Here is an 18794-nt window from a genome sequence, read left to right on the forward strand (position 1 = left end):
CATTTTAAGCAGCCCTCTTGCGGCAGCGATTGCGAGTCGCTATTTTCCGCGCATCTCATCTACGTGGCATGTGTGTAGAGTTCAGTCGTCTGCGAGCCCTTTCGCGGTACCGAATACGACCCAACATCGCCTTTCCCCTTTGAAATTGAAAAGAGTATTGGTCACTTCATGGCTGAAATGAAGCTTCAGGAACTTAAGAGTAAATCCCCGACGGATCTGCTGGCATTTGCCGAATCGCTCGAGGTCGAGAATGCAAGCACGATGCGCAAGCAGGAGCTGATGTTTGCGATCCTCAAGATGCTTGCCAGCCAGGATGTTGAAATCATCGGTGAAGGCGTCGTCGAGGTGCTGCAGGACGGTTTCGGCTTCCTGCGTTCGGCCAATGCGAACTACCTGCCGGGCCCGGACGATATTTACATCTCCCCATCGCAGATCCGCCGTTTTTCGCTGAAAACCGGCGATACGGTCGAGGGCCCGATCCGTGGACCGAAGGAAGGCGAGCGCTATTTCGCGCTGCTCAAGGTCAACACCATCAATTTCGACGATCCCGAAAAGATCCGTCACAAGGTTCACTTCGACAATCTGACGCCGCTCTATCCGAACGAGCGCTTCAAGATGGAACTTGATATTCCCACCACCAAGGATCTGTCGCCGCGCGTGATCGACCTGGTGGCGCCGCTCGGCAAGGGCCAGCGTGGATTGATCGTCGCGCCGCCGCGTACCGGTAAAACCGTGTTGCTACAGAACATCGCGCATTCGATCACCGCCAACCATCCGGAGTGCTATCTCATCGTCCTGCTGATTGATGAACGCCCCGAAGAAGTGACCGATATGCAGCGTTCGGTTCGCGGCGAGGTTATCTCCTCGACCTTCGACGAACCGGCCGTGCGTCACGTGCAGGTGGCCGAGATGGTCATCGAGAAAGCCAAGCGTCTTGTCGAACACGGACGTGACGTTGTCATCCTGCTCGATTCGATCACGCGCCTGGGCCGTGCCTATAACACCGTCGTTCCCTCGTCAGGCAAGGTCCTGACCGGCGGTGTGGACGCCAACGCTCTGCAGCGGCCGAAGCGTTTCTTCGGCGCGGCGCGTAATATCGAAGAAGGCGGCTCTTTGACGATCATCGCGACCGCGCTGATCGATACTGGTAGCCGCATGGACGAAGTGATCTTCGAAGAATTCAAGGGCACGGGCAACTCGGAAATCGTCCTCGATCGCAAGGTCGCCGATAAGCGCATCTTCCCGGCTATGGACATTCTGAAGTCCGGCACGCGCAAGGAAGATCTTCTCGTTCCACGCCAGGATCTGCAGAAGATCTTCGTGCTCCGCCGCATCCTTGCTCCAATGGGCACGACCGATGCGATCGAATTCCTTATCGACAAGCTGAAGCAGACGAAGAACAATTCCGACTTCTTCGATTCGATGAATACGTAATCCTTAGCCGGATTCATTCTATAAGAGCTGGGGGCATCGTCATGATGTCGCCAGCTTTTCTATTTGAGAGGAATCACGTTCGATTCCAACCGACGGACCAGGCGATATGGCCATGTGGAATGATACCATATATGCGCTTTCGAGCGGTGCTCCACCTTCGGGCGTGTCAGTCATTCGAATCAGCGGTCCCCTGACCAGAGATATTTTGGCGAGGCTCGTCGAATCAGTTCCGGCAGCCCGGCACGTATCTCACCGAACGATTCGGACTCGTAACAATCAGCCGATCGATAGCGGCCTGGTGCTGTTTTTTCCTGCCCCACATTCGTTTACCGGTGAGGATGTTGCCGAGCTGCAGATCCATGGCAGCAAAGCCGTGTTGGCGGCGCTGTTTCACGCGCTTGGCGAAATTCCAGGTGTTCGGATGGCGGTCGAAGGTGAGTTCTCCCGCCGGGCTTTTGAGAACGGCAAACTTGATCTCGTCGAGGTGGAGGGGCTGGCCGATCTCATCGGCGCCGAGACTGAAATGCAGCGACGCCTTGCGGTCGAACATAGCGCAGGCGGGCTTTCCACAATTTACGATTCGTGGGCGGAACGATTAACACGCGCCCGGGCGCTGATTGAGGCCGAACTTGATTTCCCCGACGAGGATGACGTTCCGGGGTCAGTATCGGATATGGTCTGGGCCGATATGGAGAAGCTGCGCAACGATATCCAGCATCACCTGGCCGCAGCTTCGGCCGGCGAAATTATCAGGGATGGCTTCAAGGTGGTCATCGCCGGGGCTCCGAACGCCGGGAAATCAAGCCTGTTGAACGCCTTGGCGCGTCGTGACGTCGCAATCGTGACGGAGATTGCCGGAACCACCCGCGACGTCCTGCAGGTTGATCTCGATATTGATGGCTATCTGATTAAGCTTTATGACACTGCGGGACTTCGGCAGGCGGACGACCGTGTCGAAATGGAAGGCGTGCGGCGGGCGCGTATTGCGCTTCGCGATGCCGATCTTATTCTGCTGCTGGTTGACATGGCGAAGCCTCAGATACCCGATGACTTGGAGCAGACCTCTCCACATGTTACTGTCGGGACAAAGAGGGATCTCATCGATATTTCCACGGATCGGTATGATCTCGAGATTTCGACGGCGACGGGTGTCGGTTTGCCGGAACTGCGACGGTTGATCGGCAATATTGTCGAGAAACGTTTCGCCGGTCTGTCCATGGCGATTCCCAGCCGGCAGCGGCATAAAGATTCGCTAACGAAATGTTTAGCAGCGCTCGAGGCGGCGTTATCGCAGACAGATGTGAATCTCGAACTGCGGACCGAGCAGCTGCGAATTGCCGCAGAGTATTTGGGCAGAATTACCGGAAGAGTGGATGTCGAACATCTGCTCGGGGTGATCTTCTCGGAGTTTTGTATCGGCAAATGATTCACGTGAAACCCTGGGCGTCAGCTTGCCCTGGTTTCACGTGAAACGTCCGCCGGATGTGGAGTCTTGAATGACGGATAATGCCTTCGATGTGATTGTGATAGGCGGCGGCCATGCGGGCTCGGAGGCTGCCAGCGCAGCTGCGCGCCTCGGGGCGAAAACCGGCCTGATTACGCATAGACGAGACACGATCGGCGTCATGTCGTGTAATCCGGCGATCGGCGGGCTTGGCAAGGGCCATCTGGTTCGGGAAATCGACGCGATGGACGGTCTGATGGGACGCGTCGCCGATGCCGCGGGCATTCAGTTCAGGATGCTGAACAAGAAGAAAGGCGCCGCTGTCCGAGGACCGCGGACCCAGGCCGATCGAAAGCTTTATCGCTTGGCAATGCTGGCGGCGATCGAAGCGACGCCTGGCCTGGATATCATCGAAGGCGATGCGTTTGATCTAGAAGTTGTCGATGGTCGCGTCGCTGGCGTGATCATGAAGGATGGTCGGATCTTGAAAGCGCCAGCGGTGGTTTTGACCACTGGTACCTTTCTGCGCGGCCTTATTCATATCGGTTCGGAAAAGACACCGGCCGGGCGTGTCGGTGAACCACCGTCGATCGGCTTGTCTGCTACCCTCGGCCGCTTGGGATTGCAGTTGGGACGTCTAAAGACCGGAACACCAGCGCGGTTGGATGGGAAGACGATCGACTGGCAATCCGTCGGTCGACAAGGGGCTGACGAGGAGCTTGTTCCTTTCTCCTTCATGACCGATGCGATTACCACCCCGCAGATCGAATGCGGCGTCACCAGAACGACCGAAGCGACCCATCGCATCATCGTCGACAATATTATGCGCTCGGCAATGTATTCTGGGCAGATCGAAGGCGTCGGGCCCCGTTATTGCCCGTCTATCGAAGACAAGCTGGTGAAATTTGGAGAGCGGGATGGACATCAGGTCTTTCTCGAGCCCGAGGGGCTGGACGATGACACAGTTTATCCGAACGGGATTTCCACCTCCCTGCCGGCGGAAGTACAGGCCGAATTTATTAAAACGATCCCGGGTCTGGAAGTGGCAAGAATACTGCAACCGGGCTATGCGATCGAATATGATCATGTCGATCCGAGAGAGTTGACGCCATCGTTGGAGGTCAAGCGGCTGAGAGGCCTGTTTCTCGCCGGCCAGATCAATGGCACCACCGGATATGAAGAGGCAGCCGCTCAGGGGCTCGCAGCCGGGTTGAATGCTGCTTTGCGAAGCAATGATTCGGATCCGTTTCATTTTAGTCGGACAAGCTCCTACATCGGCGTCATGATTGACGATCTCACGTCACGCGGCGTTACGGAGCCGTATCGTATGTTTACATCGCGTGCAGAGTATCGACTGACTTTGCGCGCTGACAATGCCGATATGCGTTTAACGCCCCTGGCCATGCGGCTTGGATGTGTAAGTGGCGAGCGGGCGCAGCGATTCACATCCTATCAGTCAGAAATTGAAAATGGTCGGGCGCTGTTGCAGTCGCTGACGATTACACCGAATGAGGCGCGACGCGCCGGCCTAAATATCAATCTGGATGGGCAGCGCCGAACCGCCTATGATTTGCTATCTTATCCAAATTACGATTTTTCCGCGCTCCGGCATGTCTGGCCAGAGTCGCTCGGCGCGATGAGGCCGAAAGTTGCGGAAGCGTTGGAAATCGAGGCGGGCTATTCGGTTTATCTGGATCGGCAAGCGACGGCGATTGCTGATCAGCAGCGCGACGAAGACCGACAGGTCCCACTTGCTTTCAATTATGACGCACTTTCCGGACTCTCCAACGAGCTTAAGGCAAAGCTCAATGCTGCTCGCCCTTTCAATATTGCCCAGGCTGCAATCGTTGAAGGAATGACGCCCGCGGCAATCGCATTGCTGCTTGTGCACTTGCGTCGCCTCCCCTCGCCTGAGCGTCATCGGGCCTGATTACAAGATTTGAGAGTCTTTCAGAATGGAATTAAACGGCTTGCGTGTTTCACGTGAAACACAGGAACGGCTTCGACACTTCGCTGCGCTGTTTCAGAAGTGGGCGAAAGCTATTAATCTGGTGGCGCCGTCGACCCTTGAAGACTTATGGGACCGGCACATCGCTGATAGCAGCCAGGTTTTTCAGATTCATCCGCAACCGATAAGCTGGGTCGACCTCGGAAGTGGCGGTGGCTTTCCCGGCGTCATTACGGCGATTTTTCTGGCCGAATTGCAGGACGGATGGGTACATCTGGTCGAAAGCAACCATAAAAAGGCGGCGTTTCTGCGGACAGCGTTGCGGGAGACCAATGCGCGCGGCAGCGTGCATATCCTTCGAATCGAAGATGCCTATCCGGAGATTGGCGAATGTGATGCGATTTCAGCGCGCGCCCTTGCCGATCTTGACGGGCTCCTCGGCTATTCAGCCCCCTGGATGCTTGGCAAGGAAAATTGTCGCGGCTTTTTTCACAAAGGCCGGGATTACCTGAGGGAAATCGACAAAGCACGTGGTCGGTGGGAATTCGATCTGTTAGAACATAAGAGCGCCGTCGAGCAGGAATCCGTTATCTTGGAAGTATCAAATCTCCGGCGCTTGGTTTAACAGATGGGATATTGCGGCAATGGCTGGCGAACGACATCGGATTATCACCATCGCAAATCAGAAGGGTGGCGTTGGTAAAACGACCACAGCAATCAATCTGGCAACGGCGCTCGCGGCTATTGGTGAGCGTGTGTTGATCGTTGATCTCGATCCGCAGGGCAATGCCAGCACCGGCCTCGGTATCGATCGTCGTGATCGCAAGCTTTCCTCCTATGATCTGATGGTTGGTGATCGTGGGATCCCCGACGTAACTCTCGAGACAGCGGTTCCCAACCTCTTTATCGTCCCGTCGACGATGGACCTGCTCGGCATCGAGATGGAGATCTCGCAGCAAAGCGATCGGGTCTTCAAACTGCGGAAAGCGTTGTCTTCGCCCGAAGCCATGGCGTTTTCTTATGTTCTTCTGGACTGCCCGCCGTCGTTCAATCTGCTGACGATGAATGCCATGGCAGCAGCTCATTCGGTCTTGGTTCCGCTGCAATGTGAATTCTTTGCGCTGGAGGGGTTGAGTCAGTTGCTTGAGACCGTCAGCCAGGTTCGGCGGACGGTTAACCCGCGTCTGGATATTCAGGGGATCGTCCTGACGATGTTCGATGCGCGCAACAATCTGGCACAGCAGGTTGTCAATGACGTGCGCACGCATCTCGGCGACAAGGTTTACCACACGTTAATTCCGCGCAATGTTCGGGTTTCTGAAGCTCCGTCCTACGGCAAGCCGGCTATTCTCTATGACTTGAAGTGCGCGGGCAGTCAGGCCTATCTGCAGCTGGCCTCCGAGGTCATCCAGCGAGAGCGCCAAAGGCTGGCCGCGTAATATCATTTTCGGGGTGTAGGTGAGTGTAGATCATGAATGACGATGTATCGAAGAGGCGATTGGGCCGTGGCCTTGCGGCGCTGATTGGTGAAATGGATCAGCCTGTCCCGGTGGAAGCCGAGCGGATTATCAGTGCCGACAGGATGATCCCGATCGAGTTCGTTAGCCGTAATCCCCGCAATCCTCGTCGTTTCTTCGATGATGCTGAGCTGCATGATCTCGCAAGTTCCATTCGCCAACACGGTATCGTTCAGCCAATTGTTGTGCGGACTATGTCGCGGGATCGATATGAAATCATCGCCGGCGAGCGACGTTGGCGCGCAGCTCAGCTTGCCGGGCTGATCGAGATTCCTGTCATCGTCCGTGACGTGGATGATAAGACGGCGCTCGAAATCGCTATTGTCGAAAACGTGCAGCGCGCGGATCTCAATGCCCTCGAAGAGGCATTGGGCTATGAGCAGCTTATTGCTGAATATGGTTACACCCAGAACGACCTTGGGGAAATCATTGGCAAAAGCCGCAGCCACGTTGCCAACTCTTTGCGCTTGTTGAAGCTGCCGGATCCGGTTCGCGATCTGCTGGCCGCTGGCAGCCTATCGGCTGGGCACGCGCGTGCGCTGGTTTCGACATCTGACCCGGCAAGTCTTGCCCGTACGATCGTTGCCAAGGGCATGTCGGTGCGTGACGCGGAAAAGCTGGCACAGAACAATATAAAGGCTCAGTCGGAACCACAGCAGGCGGCCTTACGACGGGATCAGAAGGATTCCGACACACTGGCGCTGGAGCGGACACTTTCCGATGCACTCGGTCTTGAGGTTGCGATCAATCACAAGGCGGGCGGTGGCCAGATCAAAATTTCCTATAAGTCACTGGAGCAGCTGGAGGAAATCTGCCGTTTGCTCGAAAGGCGCTAAAACGCTGTGCGTCCTTTCGGACGCGCAAAGGACGCACTCACCACTCTTTCAATCCTCGCATCGTGCAGGCCGAAAATCGGTTCCGATTCTCGGCCTGATGCTACTCAGGCGGATTTCCGGCCGGATTGAAGGGTGGTGGACAGAAGCGTTTGCATTGCGACGCTGTCCTCTAGCACCTGTCTCCGTCGGCTTTGCAGAATAGCGGCCTGCAGCCGATTGGATTCCCGCGCGATGCTTTCCGCGGTCCATTGGCGTAATGCCTGTTCGATGATCGGTTTGCGGCGAAAATGCAGATGCCGCCCCATCGTCTGCATGATCTGAGGCGGCTGCAGCCGTTTTTCATCCATCTCGGCGCGCATCGAATCCAGAAGCTGGAATTGCTTCAGGCATGCCTGCAGAACGAGAAAGATCGCGGTTTTCGAGCTGCTGATTTTTTGCATGGCGTGCAAAAAGGCGTTGAGATCGCCGCCGAGAATGGCATCGACGGCGTCGTCAACCGAGATGGCGCTGGCGTCGCCGATTATTTCGGTAACGTGATGTTCTTCGACTGTATCGAAGCCGCGGCAGTATAGAGCAAGCTTGCGAACCTCGTTTCGGGAAGCGATCCTGTCACCGCCGATCAAGGCTATGAGCGCCTGGCGCGCGGCCGGCGTAATGCCGAGCTTCTCTGCCCCGAGCTCAGTATCGATCAAGGCATTGAGAGCGCGGCTGTCATCGGCGTAGGACGGGATCGTCATGACAGATCGCGCGGCTTCGGCGGTCTTGCGCAGCAACGCGCCCTTCTTCAGGTCGCCGGCCTCGATGATCAGATAGGCGGCTTCGAGTGGTTTTTCGGCCAGCAGCGCCAGGGAATCGACGAGGTATTTCTCGTTGGCGGCGCCGCGGATCCAGATCAATTTCTCACCGCCGAACAGTCCGATCGACTGGACCTCGTCGACCAACCGCCCGGGATCCTTCTGCAGGTCGCCGATATCGAGTTTCGTCAGCGAGAAAGGATCATTGAGCGCGACACCAGTCTTACCGGCGAGCAAGCCTGCTCGTTCGGAAATGAGGCCGCGATCCGGCCCGTAGATGACGAAAATCCGATAGTTCCGCGCCGATTTCTGCAGGAAAGTCTCGAATTCGTGGGATTTTATCTCTGCCACATCTCCGCCCTCAGCGGCTGAGAGCAGCGGCGATATCGGCTCCTACGAATTCCGCCACCTGATCCGCCGCTCGGTTTTCGGCATCGCGGATTGCCCGCTGCTTGGCAAATTCCTGGTCAGGGAAATCCACCAGCGCCGTGGTCGCCCGGCTGCCGGCCTTGATGACGTGATTGTCGGTCGCCGCGCGCAGCGTGTAGGTGACGCTGACGGTCACACGACCGGCTCGCGAAGTATCGGCGGATTCCGTAAGCAGCGTATCGGCAACGGTGGATGAGGCGTGCATTTCGACCTGATATTCCGGTTTTTCAGGCTCGCCGGCCCCACGCGACGCAAGGAAGATCAAGTGGTTACGAACCTGCTGCTCGATGCGGCTGCCTGCCGGGGAAAAGCCGACCGAGGAAAGCTTTTCAGTGACACCGGAATTCTCGGAGTAGAGCGGGCGAACCTGGCAGGCGGAGAGAAAAGCCGCGGAGGCAAGGATCATGGCGATGCCGGCATTGCGAGCCAGCTTGCAAGCGATATCAGACGACAATGTTTACAATCCTTTGGGGAACCACGATGATCTTCTTCGGTGCCTGTCCGTTCAACGCGTTCTTCACCGCATCCAGATCCAGCACGGCGTCGGTGACGGCATTCTGATCTGCATCGCGAGAAATTGTCAATTCAGCGCGCTTCTTGCCGTTGATCTGTACCGGCAGGACGACATCGTTTTCGATGACGAGTGTTTCGTCGTATTGCGGCCAGCTTGCCCGGGCAAGCAGTCCTGCATTGCCGAGCGCGGCCCAGCATTCCTCAGCCAGATGCGGCGTCATCGGAGAGACGAGCTGAATCAGGATCTCGGCGGCATCGCGTACGGCCGCGCGATAGGTGGCATCACCCTCGCCTGCTGCAACCCTCGTCATCGGTGCGGCCAGCGCGTTGACGAGTTCATAAATTCGGGCAACGGCTTTGTTGAACCAGAGCTTGTCATAGTCGTTCTGGACCGCCTTCAGCGTCTTGTGGGCAGCCTGGGAGATTGACAACGCGTCCCCATCGATTGCCGGCGCCGGTGCGACGGCGGAGAGCGCGTCCGCGGCTTCGGAAATCAGGCGCCACAGACGCTGGGTAAAGCGATGAGCGCCCTCGACGCCTGCCTCGGACCAGATGACATCACGCTCCGGCGGGGAGTCGGACAGAACGAAGAAACGAGCGGTATCGGCGCCGTAGGAGGCGATGATATCGTCGGGATCGACGACGTTCTTTTTCGATTTCGACATTTTCTCGATCGAGCCGATCGCGACTTCCTCGTTGTTCGTCAGCAAGAAAGCCCGGCGTTTGCCGTCGAGTTCGTCGATGCGGATATCGGCGGGTGCCACCCATTCGCGGCTGGCGCCTGCGCCGCGGCTATAGGTTTCGTGGACCACCATGCCCTGGGTGAAGAGACCCTTGAAAGGTTCGGTGGCGGCCACGTGACCGGTCTCGCGCATGGCGCGGGTGAAGAAGCGGGAATAGAGCAGGTGCAGGATCGCGTGCTCGATGCCGCCAATATACTGGTCGACCGGCAGCCAGCGGTTTGCCGCCTGCGGATCGGTCGGCTTTTCCTCCCAGGGCGCGGTGAAGCGGGTGAAATACCAACTCGAATCGACGAAGGTGTCCATCGTATCCGTCTCGCGGCGTGCATCCTTGCCACAGTTCGGGCAGGAGACATGGCGCCAGGTCGGATGACGGTCAAGCGGATTGCCCGGCTGGTCGAAGGTGACATCATCGGGCAGCTTGACCGGCAGATCCTCCTTCGGCACCGGCACGACACCGCAATCATCGCAATGAATGACCGGGATCGGGCAGCCCCAATAACGCTGGCGGGAAATGCCCCAGTCGCGCAGACGGAAATTGACCTTGCGCTCGCCCTGCGGCGCATTGCCGAGCGAAGCGGCCGACAGCCGGTCGGCGACGATATTGAAGGCTTCCTCGGTCGTCTTGCCGTCGAGGAAGCGGGAGTTGATCATCACGCCATCACCGTCATAGGCGGTGTCGACGACGGAAAAGTTTGCGGCATCGCCATCCCTCGGCATGACGACGGGCACCACCGGCAAGCCATATTTCCGAGCAAAATCAAGGTCGCGTTGGTCGCCCGAGGGGCAGCCGAAGATCGCGCCCGTGCCATAATCCATCAGGACGAAATTGGCGATATAGACCGGCAGCTCCCAGGAGGGATCGAGCGGGTGCCTGACGCGGATACCGGTATCCATGCCCTTCTTTTCGGCGGTCTCGAGTGCTGCGAGCGACGTGCCGGCGCGGCGGCACTCCTCGCAGAAAGCTTCGATAGCCGGGTTCTTCGCGGCGGCATCCTTTGCCAGCGGATGATCGGCGGCGATCGCCAGGAAGGAGGCGCCGAAGAGCGTGTCCGGTCGGGTGGTATAGACGGTGACTTCGCTCTCGCCGGCCGGTGCCGTTTCCGGCACGATCTCCCAGCGGATCGTCAGGCCTTCCGAACGGCCGATCCAGTTCTTCTGCATCAGGCGCACTTTTTCCGGCCACTGATCGAGCGTATCCAGCGCGTCCAGCAGATCCTGGCTGAAGTCGGTGATCTTGAAGAACCATTGCGTCAGTTCGCGCTGCTCGACGAGCGCACCGGAACGCCAGCCGCGGCCATCGATCACCTGTTCGTTGGCCAGCACGGTGTTATCGACAGGATCCCAGTTGACCTTCGACTGTTTGCGATAGACCAGGCCCTTCTCCAGGAAATCCAGGAAGAGATGCTGCTGCTGCTGGTAATATTCAACGTCGCAGGTGGCGAATTCTCGGCTCCAGTCCAGTGAAAGCCCCATGGCCTTCAGCTGCGCCTTCATTGAGCCGATATTCTGGTAGGTCCAGGAGGCGGGGTGAACACCACGCTCCATGGCGGCATTCTCTGCCGGCATGCCGAAGGCGTCCCAGCCCATCGGATGCAGCACGTTGTAGCCGCGGGCGCGCTTATAGCGGGCGACGACATCGCCCATGGCGTAATTGCGGACATGGCCCATATGGATGCGCCCCGACGGATAGGGGAACATTTCGAGGACGTAATATTTTTCGCGCGGATCGGCATTGTCGGTCTCGAAGACCTTGTCTTCATTCCATTTCTGCTGCCAGCGGGGCTCGGCATCGCGCGGATTATAACGTTCGGTGGCCATAGTATTCGTATTTCCGGAAAATCAGGGGAGTTGGTCGAGACCTTCACCATGAAACCACCGTAGCGTCAAGTTTTGCAGGCGCTGCAAGCGTCTGATCTTGATCACGCACAAGCGATTTCGCGAAGGCGGGTCTTGGCAAGCACAGGTTGGCTGGTTAGTTCATTGCCAATCCTTTCATGCTGGTATGTCGAGGCAGAACAATGGAACTTCAAGAGCGGTTGAACGACGTGCGATCACGGATTGCGGCCGGGGAACGCGCGGCAGGTCGTCCGGCGGGTTCCGTTCAGCTGGTCGCGGTGTCGAAGACTTTCGAGGCGGACGCGATCGGTCCGGCCATCGAAGCCGGACAGCGCGTCTTCGGCGAGAACCGGGTGCAGGAAAGCCAGGGCAAGTGGCCGGCGCTGAAAGTCGAGCGTCCGGACATCGAATTGCATCTGATCGGGCCGCTGCAATCGAACAAAGCGGCGGATGCGGTAGCGCTTTTCGACGTCATCGAGACGGTGGACCGGGAAAAGATCGCCCGCGCGCTTGCCGATGAGATGAAGCGGCAGGGCAAGACGCCGCGGCTCTATGTCCAGGTCAATACCGGGCTCGAACCGCAGAAAGCGGGTATCGCTCCTGACGACACGCCGGCCTTCGTTGCCCTTTGCCGCGACGAGCTCGGCCTTTCCATCGAAGGTTTGATGTGCATTCCGCCGGCCGAGGAAAATCCCGGACCGCATTTCGCCCTGCTGGCAAAGCTCGCGCTCAAATGCGGCGTCGGAAAACTTTCCATGGGCATGTCGGGTGACTACGGGACGGCAATCGCCTTCGGCGCCACCAGCGTGCGTGTGGGATCCGCAATTTTCGGCACGCGCTGAAACGCTGCTTTGGTCGGGCTTCCTGTTCCCCTTAATGCCGCCTAGATTGATATCGAGGTTTGCATGTCCTGGGGAGGAGCAGATGCAGAACGGCTATCATCAGACCTATGCGGCCTGGAAAGGTGATCCCGAAGCCTTCTGGCGCGAAGCGGCCAATGACATCGACTGGTTCAAGCCGCCGGAGCGGATTTTCTCGCCCAATGAGGGCGTCTATGGCCGCTGGTTCTCCGGCGCGGAAACCAATACCTGCCACAATTGCCTGGACCGGCATGTGGCCGCCGGCCGCGGCGGCGAGACTGCAGTCATCTTCGACAGCGCAATGAACGGCGAGAAGCGCCATTTTACCTATGATGAGGTGCTTCGGGAAGTGATGGCCATCGCAGCAGCGTTGGTCGAGCGCGGCATCGGCAAAGGTGATCGTGTCATCCTTTATATGCCGATGGTGCCGCAGGCGGTCTTTTCCATGCTCGCCTGCGCCCGCATCGGTGCGGTTCACTCCGTCGTTTTCGGCGGGTTTGCCGCCAGCGAACTTGCGGCGCGCATCGACGATTGCGGTGCGAAGCTGGTAATCACCGCGAGCTGCGGGCTCGAGCCTGGTCGCATCGTCGCCTACAAGCCCCTGGTCGACCAGGCGATCGAGATCGCACGTTCGAAACCGGGGCGCTGTCTGGTGCTGCAGCGACCGGAGCTTCGGGCAGATCTCGTCAGCGGCCGCGATCAGGATTTCGAGGCGGCGGTGGCGCAGCACCGTGGCGCCGAGATCGCCTGTGTCTCCGTCAAGGCGACCGATCCGCTCTACATCCTCTATACATCGGGCACAACGGGCCAGCCGAAGGGCGTCGTGCGCGACAATGGCGGCCATATGGTCGCGCTCAACTGGTCGATGCGGAATATCTACGGCTTGAAGCCGGGAGAGGTCTTCTGGACGGCTTCGGATATCGGCTGGGTCGTCGGACATTCCTATATCGTCTATGCCCCGCTGCTCGCCGGCGTAACCACTCTGATCTTCGAGGGAAAACCGGTCGGCACTCCGGATGCGGGCACATTCTGGCGCATCGTTTCGGAGTATAAGGTGCGGGTGCTGTTCACGGCGCCGACGGCATTTCGCGCCATCCGGCGGGAGGATGGTGACGGCGAGTTGATGCACAAGTATCCCATGCCGGATCTACGCGCGCTCTTTCTGGCCGGCGAGAGAGCGGATCCGGAGACGCTGAAATGGGCGGAGCGTATGCTTGGCATACCCGTCATCGATCATTGGTGGCAGACGGAGACCGGCTGGCCGATTGCCGCAAATCCGCTTGGCCTCGGCGCCCTTCCCATCAAGCACGGTTCGCCGGCACTGCCGATGCCCGGCTATGATATGGCGGTGCTCGATGATGCCGGTCATCCGATCGAGGCGGGAACGCTCGGCAATATTGTCGTCAAGTTGCCCTTGCCGCCCGGCTGCCTGCCGACCCTCTGGAACGCGGACGAACGCTTCCGATCGGCCTATCTCGATGAGTTTCCCGGTTACTACAAGACGGCCGATGCGGGCTACGTCGATGAGGATGGCTATCTCTTCATCATGTCGCGCACCGACGACATCATCAATTGCGCCGGTCATCGGCTCTCTACCGGGGCGATGGAGGAGGTCTGTGCGCGCCATCCCGATGTCGCCGAATGCGCTGTCATCGGCGTGATCGATGTGCTGAAGGGTCAGGCGCCCTGCGGTTTCCTGGTGCTGAAACGACATGTTTCCCGTGACGCAACGGCGATCGAATCAGAGGTCGTGGCGATGATTCGTGATTCGATCGGGCCTGTTGCTGCCTTCAAGACGGCCATCATCGTTAACCGGTTGCCGAAGACACACTCCGGCAAAATCCTGCGCGGCACGATGCAGAAGATCGCCGACGGCATACCCTGGAAAATGCCTGCAACCATTGATGATCCAACGATTTTAGAGGAAATTGCCGAGGCGCTGCGTGGGCGTGGTTTAGGCTCCCTGCCGATGTGAATTAAACTTTCGGTAAGCCTAATTGAGGAATTGTTAACCATGTTGATGCAAGCATTTGTTAACGGCAATGGCTTGCATAGCAGGCTTTGCATGACGCGGTCGCCGTTACCGGCCTAGTCCGGATTGCCCCTTTCTCAACGATTGTGGAACGGATCATGACAAGCATCCTTACCAACAACGCTGCCATGGCAGCGCTGCAGACTTTGCGCGGCGTAAACGATAGCCTCAAGGACACCCAGGGTCGCGTTTCATCGGGTTATCGTGTCGAAAAGGCGGCTGACAATGCCGCTTACTGGTCGATTGCTACGACCATGCGTTCTGACAACAAGGCGCTTTCGGCCGTCTCCGACGCGCTCGGTCTCGGCGCGGCCAAGGTCGACACGGCCTATTCGGCCATGGACAGCGCGCTCGATGTCGTCAGCGACATCAAGGCCAAGATCGTCGCCGCCACGGAAAAGGGCGTCGACAAGACGAAGATCCAGCAAGAACTCGACCAGCTGCAGGAGCAGCTGCTCAGCATCGCACAATCGGCGTCCTTCTCCGGCGAAAACTGGGTTGCCGGCGCCTCCGGCACGAAGAGCGTCGTTTCGTCCTTCGTCCGCGACGGCAGCAATGCTGTCTCCGTCAAGATGACGGACTACGTGCTCGATTCAGGCTCGCTTGGAAACGTGCTTTTCGGCATGACGAGCACCGGTGCAATCGAGACATCAAGCGGCATCATCGGCACGGCCTTCAACGGAACCTATGGCGGCACCGTCATCGTCATGGCGTCAATATATGATCTCGACATCACCGGTTTCACCCAGGGTCAGCTTGACGCAGCCCTGACCGGTGTCGAACTGGTTCTCGGGGCTATGACCGCCGCGGGCTCGGCATTGGGCTCGATCTCGACCCGTATTCAGCTGCAGGAAACTTTCGTCAGCGGCTTGCACGATTCGATCGACTCCGGCGTCGGCCGCCTGGTCGATGCCGATATGGAAGAGGAATCAAGCAAGCTCTCGGCGTTGCAAACGCAGCAGCAGCTCGCCGTCCAGTCGCTCTCGATCGCCAACAGCTCGGCGCAGAACATTCTCACCCTGTTCCGCAGCTAATTCGAAACAGGCAATTTGCAACAAAAAACCCCGCCGGTCAGCTCATACCGGCGGGGTTTTTCATGAAATCGCTGATATCTCAGTACTGATCGTCGTCCTCGTCCTTCGGGGCCGAGCGCAGCGAGCTCAGCTTGCGGAAGACGGCATCGGCGTCGATTTCCTTTTCCTTTTCCTCCTCGCGCTCGTAGCTCGGGGTCAGGCGCTCGGTCTCCTGTGCCGATTGCAGCGTCGCGCCAAGCTCGGCGGCGGTCGGCAGCGGACGGCCCTTGGAGGCCTTTTCCACTTCCATGTCGAGATCGATCTGGCTGCAGAGGCCGAGCGTTACTGGATCCATCGGCGCCAGGTTGGCGGAGTTCCAGTGGGTGCGCTCGCGGATTTGCTCGATGGTCGACTTGGTCGTGCCGACGAGGCGGGAAATCTGCGCGTCCTTCAGCTCCGGATGGTTGCGAACGAGCCAGAGAATGGCGTTCGGGCGGTCCTGGCGCTTGGAAACCGGCGTATAACGCGGACCACGGCGCTTGGATTCCGGCACGCGCACCTTCGGTTCGGAAAGCTTCAGCTTGTGGTTCGGATTGGCCTCGGCGCGGGCAATCTCGTCGCGGGAAAGCTGTCCTGTCGAGATCGGGTCGAGGCCCTTGATGCCCTGCGCCGCTTCGCCGTCGGCGATCGCCTTGACTTCGAGCGGATGAAGTTTGCAGAACTGCGCGATCTGATCGAAAGACAGTGCCGTATTGTCGACAAGCCAGATGGCGGTCGCCTTCGGCATGAGCAGTGTTTGAGCCATGGATATAGTCCTTCTATCGTCCGCGCCGGTCGCGGTCCGTGGATTGTCACCACAATGTCCGGGAAATATGCCGCTATATAACCGCACTGTCGCATAATTGCAATTCTTCCGAAATGAAATGACCTTTGTCTAATTGCCGTGGCGATGCGAACTGCTATGAATTGCCGTGATTTCAAGTCCGGGCCCTTCCTAGCTCACGCGGCCCGTCGCATGTCCCATGAGGAGGAGTTGCATGTCGGAGAAGATCTATCCGGTCACGAAGCCGGTGAAGGCGCGCGCCCTGATCGATAAGGAAAAGTACCTGAAATGGTACGAGGAAAGCATCGAGAACCCGGACAAGTTCTGGGGCAAGCACGGCAAGCGGATCGACTGGTTCAAGCCCTATACCAAGGTCAAGAACACTTCCTTTACCGGCAAGGTTTCGATCAAGTGGTTCGAGGACGGTCAGACGAACGTCTCCTACAACTGCATCGACCGCCATCTGAAAACGAATGGCGACCAGGTGGCGATCATCTGGGAAGGCGACAACCCCTATATCGACAAAAAGGTCACCTATAACGAGCTCTACGAGCATGTCTGCCGGATGGCGAACGTGTTGAAGAAGCACGGGGTCAAGAAGGGTGATCGCGTCACCATCTATATGCCGATGATCCCGGAAGCGGCCTATGCGATGCTTGCCTGCGCCCGCATCGGGGCGGTGCATTCGGTCGTCTTCGGCGGCTTCTCGCCGGAGGCGCTGGCGGGGCGCATCGTCGACTGCGAATCCACCTTCGTCATCACCTGCGACGAAGGCGTGCGCGGCGGCAAGCCGGTGCCGCTGAAGGACAATACCGATACGGCGATCGATATCGCCGCTCGACAGCATGTCAGGGTCAGCAAGGTGCTGGTCGTTCGCCGCACCGGCGGCAAGACCGGCTGGGCGCCGGGCCGCGATCTCTGGCATCATCAGGAGATCGCCACGGTGAAGGCGGAATGCCCGCCGGTGAAGATGAAGGCGGAAGATCCGCTCTTCATTCTTTATACGTCAGGCTCGACCGGCAAGCCGAAGGGCGTGCTGCATACGACGGGCGGTTACCTCGTCTATGCGGCGATGACGCATGAATATGTCTTCGACTATCACGACGGTGACGTCTACTGGTGTACGGCCGATGTCGGCTGGGTCACCGGCCACTCCTATATCGTTTACGGGCCGCTCGCGAACTGCGCGACGACGCTGATGTTCGAGGGCGTGCCGAACTTCCCGGATCAGGGCCGTTTCTGGGAAGTCATCGACAAGCATAAGGTCAACATCTTCTACACTGCGCCGACGGCAATCCGCTCGCTGATGGGTGCCGGTGACGAATTCGTCACGCGCTCCTCGCGTTCTTCGCTGCGCCTGCTCGGCACGGTCGGCGAGCCGATCAATCCCGAGGCCTGGGAGTGGTATTACAATGTCGTCGGCGACAAGCGCTGCCCTGTCATCGATACGTGGTGGCAGACGGAAACCGGCGGCCATATGATCACGCCGCTGCCTGGCGCCACCGATCTGAAACCCGGTTCGGCGACGACCCCGTTCTTCGGCATCAAGCCGCAGCTGGTCGACAATGAGGGCAAGGTGCTGGAAGGCCCGGCCGACGGCAATCTCTGCATCACCGACAGCTGGCCAGGTCAGATGCGCACGGTCTATGGCGATCACGAGCGCTTCATTCAGACCTATTTCTCCACCTACAAGGGCAAGTATTTCACCGGCGACGGCTGCCGGCGCGATGCGGACGGGTATTATTGGATCACCGGCCGCGTCGACGACGTGCTGAACGTCTCTGGCCACCGGCTCGGTACGGCAGAGGTGGAATCCGCGCTTGTCTCTCACAACCTGGTTTCGGAAGCCGCAGTCGTCGGTTATCCGCATCCGATCAAGGGCCAGGGAATTTATTGCTACGTGACGCTGATGTCCGGTCACGAGGGATCGGATACGCTTCGCCAGGAACTGGTGAAACATGTTCGTGCTGAAATCGGCCCGATCGCCGCGCCTGACAAGATCCAGTTTGCGCCCGGCCTGCCGAAGACCCGCTCCGGCAAGATCATGCGCCGCATCCTGCGCAAGATCGCCGAAGACGATTTCGGTGCTCTCGGCGACACCTCCACACTTGCCGATCCGGCCGTCGTCGACGATCTGATCGCCAACCGGCAAAACAAGGCCACCGTCTGACATATCGATCCGCTCCGGCCCGTCCGGAGCGGATCGCTCGTTAGTTAGCCGGATTCTCGGCTATTCCGATCGTAAGACGCCAATTGGAATATTGACTTAGAAATCAATCGCTCGGCCATTGATTTCGTAATCGCCGAAGCGCGCCGGCTCGGCTCCGCCGCGGCCGCCGATCTCCGGCGGTAGTTCCAGCGGCTTCTGGCTCTTTCGCCGCTCCTCGGCTTCGGCAAGGGCGCGTCTGGCAGCCGGGGACAGCATCTTACGCGGTGGCTCCGTTCCCTCGGCCATCGGCGTTTCGCTATTGTCGTTATCGGCGTCCTGCATGGCCGTCTCCTGCCGGAAATATTGAAAATGGCTGGTGAATAACCAAATCATAATGCGCCGGTGCCGGGATTAAAAGCTTGT

General features: G+C 58.6%; 15 protein-coding genes. 10 read left to right on the plus strand and 5 right to left on the minus strand.

The genetic code is table 11. The features are described 5' to 3' along the window. Nucleotides 1–168 precede the first annotated feature (168 nt). The 6 genes from rho to AC1D2N_RS14335 all read left to right on the plus strand — a co-directional run bounded on the left by rho (nucleotide 169) and on the right by AC1D2N_RS14335 (nucleotide 7179). Nucleotides 169–1434, plus strand: a complete 1266-nt coding sequence (rho, locus tag AC1D2N_RS14310) for a transcription termination factor Rho (protein WP_011654069.1) — start codon at nucleotides 169–171, stop codon at nucleotides 1432–1434. A gap of 106 nt (nucleotides 1435–1540) precedes the next feature. Beyond that, nucleotides 1541–2860, plus strand: coding sequence for a tRNA uridine-5-carboxymethylaminomethyl(34) synthesis GTPase MnmE (mnmE, locus tag AC1D2N_RS14315; RefSeq protein WP_130653333.1), 1320 nt, complete (start codon nucleotides 1541–1543; stop codon nucleotides 2858–2860). 70 nt (nucleotides 2861–2930) lie between these two features. Continuing rightward, on the plus strand, nucleotides 2931–4808 hold the full coding sequence (gene mnmG / locus AC1D2N_RS14320) for a tRNA uridine-5-carboxymethylaminomethyl(34) synthesis enzyme MnmG (RefSeq protein ID WP_130653332.1): 1878 nt from the start codon (nucleotides 2931–2933) through the stop codon (nucleotides 4806–4808). A 25-nt stretch (nucleotides 4809–4833) separates the two neighbouring features. Next, nucleotides 4834–5451 carry a 16S rRNA (guanine(527)-N(7))-methyltransferase RsmG gene (rsmG, locus tag AC1D2N_RS14325; protein ID WP_112905587.1) on the plus strand — a complete coding sequence of 206 codons (618 nt, stop codon included), beginning with the start codon at nucleotides 4834–4836 and terminating at the stop codon, nucleotides 5449–5451. Between the two features lie 19 nt (nucleotides 5452–5470). Beyond that, nucleotides 5471–6265: a ParA family protein gene (locus tag AC1D2N_RS14330; protein ID WP_130653331.1), complete on the plus strand. Its 795-nt coding sequence runs from the start codon at nucleotides 5471–5473 to the stop codon at nucleotides 6263–6265. 32 nt (nucleotides 6266–6297) lie between these two features. After that, nucleotides 6298–7179, plus strand: coding sequence for a ParB/RepB/Spo0J family partition protein (locus tag AC1D2N_RS14335; RefSeq protein ID WP_018244153.1), 882 nt, complete (start codon nucleotides 6298–6300; stop codon nucleotides 7177–7179). Between the two features lie 104 nt (nucleotides 7180–7283). Here the strand turns inward: AC1D2N_RS14335 and holA are convergent, their stop codons facing one another. Genes holA through leuS form a run of 3 tightly spaced genes read right to left on the minus strand, consistent with a single transcriptional unit; the run spans nucleotide 7284 to nucleotide 11476 of the window. After that, on the minus strand, nucleotides 7284–8324 hold the full coding sequence (gene holA, locus AC1D2N_RS14340) for a DNA polymerase III subunit delta (RefSeq protein WP_130653330.1): 1041 nt from the start codon (nucleotides 8322–8324) through the stop codon (nucleotides 7284–7286). A 10-nt stretch (nucleotides 8325–8334) separates the two neighbouring features. Continuing rightward, the gene (lptE, locus tag AC1D2N_RS14345) at nucleotides 8335–8856 is read right to left on the minus strand and encodes an LPS assembly lipoprotein LptE (RefSeq protein ID WP_018244151.1); all 522 of its coding nucleotides are present in this window, start codon (nucleotides 8854–8856) and stop codon (nucleotides 8335–8337) included. Then, a complete protein-coding gene (gene leuS, locus AC1D2N_RS14350; protein ID WP_130653329.1) occupies nucleotides 8846–11476 on the minus strand; it encodes a leucine--tRNA ligase in 2631 nt (876 codons plus the stop codon). Before leuS ends, lptE begins: the two co-directional genes overlap by 11 nt. A 200-nt stretch (nucleotides 11477–11676) precedes the next feature. Here leuS and AC1D2N_RS14355 point away from each other — a divergent pair, with 200 nt between their 5' ends. The 3 genes from AC1D2N_RS14355 to AC1D2N_RS14365 all read left to right on the plus strand — a co-directional run bounded on the left by AC1D2N_RS14355 (nucleotide 11677) and on the right by AC1D2N_RS14365 (nucleotide 15420). Continuing rightward, entirely contained in the window at nucleotides 11677–12336 is a 660-nt protein-coding gene (locus AC1D2N_RS14355) for a YggS family pyridoxal phosphate-dependent enzyme (RefSeq protein WP_047622468.1), read from the plus strand. A gap of 82 nt (nucleotides 12337–12418) precedes the next feature. Next, nucleotides 12419–14329, plus strand: a complete 1911-nt coding sequence (locus tag AC1D2N_RS14360) for a propionyl-CoA synthetase (RefSeq protein WP_130653328.1) — start codon at nucleotides 12419–12421, stop codon at nucleotides 14327–14329. Nucleotides 14330–14484: 155 nt separating this feature from the next. Further along, the gene (locus AC1D2N_RS14365; protein WP_018244147.1) at nucleotides 14485–15420 is read left to right on the plus strand and encodes a flagellin N-terminal helical domain-containing protein; all 936 of its coding nucleotides are present in this window, start codon (nucleotides 14485–14487) and stop codon (nucleotides 15418–15420) included. A 79-nt stretch (nucleotides 15421–15499) separates the two neighbouring features. Here the strand turns inward: AC1D2N_RS14365 and AC1D2N_RS14370 are convergent, their stop codons facing one another. After that, on the minus strand, nucleotides 15500–16204 hold the full coding sequence (locus AC1D2N_RS14370; protein WP_007632151.1) for a DUF1013 domain-containing protein: 705 nt from the start codon (nucleotides 16202–16204) through the stop codon (nucleotides 15500–15502). A 232-nt stretch (nucleotides 16205–16436) separates the two neighbouring features. Here AC1D2N_RS14370 and acs point away from each other — a divergent pair, with 232 nt between their 5' ends. Next, nucleotides 16437–18392, plus strand: coding sequence for an acetate--CoA ligase (gene acs, locus AC1D2N_RS14375; RefSeq protein ID WP_130653327.1), 1956 nt, complete (start codon nucleotides 16437–16439; stop codon nucleotides 18390–18392). Between the two features lie 96 nt (nucleotides 18393–18488). Here acs and AC1D2N_RS14380 read toward each other — a convergent pair whose 3' ends face one another. Further along, entirely contained in the window at nucleotides 18489–18713 is a 225-nt protein-coding gene (locus AC1D2N_RS14380; protein ID WP_018448393.1) for a DUF1674 domain-containing protein, read from the minus strand. Nucleotides 18714–18794: the final 81 nt, after the last annotated feature.

This window comes from Rhizobium sp. P1_B8 (genome assembly GCF_056406515.1).

What these genes read in the sequence shown, in the direction of transcription:
- rho (WP_011654069.1), top strand. Translation starts at nt 169, where the DNA reads ATGGCTGAAATGAAGCTTCAGGAACTTAAGAGTAAATCCCCGACGGAT.
- mnmE (WP_130653333.1), top strand. Translation starts at nt 1,541, where the DNA reads ATGGCCATGTGGAATGATACCATATATGCGCTTTCGAGCGGTGCTCCA.
- mnmG (WP_130653332.1), top strand. Translation starts at nt 2,931, where the DNA reads ATGACGGATAATGCCTTCGATGTGATTGTGATAGGCGGCGGCCATGCG.
- rsmG (WP_112905587.1), top strand. Translation starts at nt 4,834, where the DNA reads ATGGAATTAAACGGCTTGCGTGTTTCACGTGAAACACAGGAACGGCTT.
- AC1D2N_RS14330 (WP_130653331.1), top strand. Translation starts at nt 5,471, where the DNA reads ATGGCTGGCGAACGACATCGGATTATCACCATCGCAAATCAGAAGGGT.
- AC1D2N_RS14335 (WP_018244153.1), top strand. Translation starts at nt 6,298, where the DNA reads ATGAATGACGATGTATCGAAGAGGCGATTGGGCCGTGGCCTTGCGGCG.
- leuS (WP_130653329.1), bottom strand. Translation starts at nt 11,476, where the DNA reads ATGGCCACCGAACGTTATAATCCGCGCGATGCCGAGCCCCGCTGGCAG.
- AC1D2N_RS14355 (WP_047622468.1), top strand. Translation starts at nt 11,677, where the DNA reads ATGGAACTTCAAGAGCGGTTGAACGACGTGCGATCACGGATTGCGGCC.
- AC1D2N_RS14360 (WP_130653328.1), top strand. Translation starts at nt 12,419, where the DNA reads ATGCAGAACGGCTATCATCAGACCTATGCGGCCTGGAAAGGTGATCCC.
- AC1D2N_RS14365 (WP_018244147.1), top strand. Translation starts at nt 14,485, where the DNA reads ATGACAAGCATCCTTACCAACAACGCTGCCATGGCAGCGCTGCAGACT.
- AC1D2N_RS14370 (WP_007632151.1), bottom strand. Translation starts at nt 16,204, where the DNA reads ATGGCTCAAACACTGCTCATGCCGAAGGCGACCGCCATCTGGCTTGTC.
- acs (WP_130653327.1), top strand. Translation starts at nt 16,437, where the DNA reads ATGTCGGAGAAGATCTATCCGGTCACGAAGCCGGTGAAGGCGCGCGCC.
- AC1D2N_RS14380 (WP_018448393.1), bottom strand. Translation starts at nt 18,713, where the DNA reads ATGCAGGACGCCGATAACGACAATAGCGAAACGCCGATGGCCGAGGGA.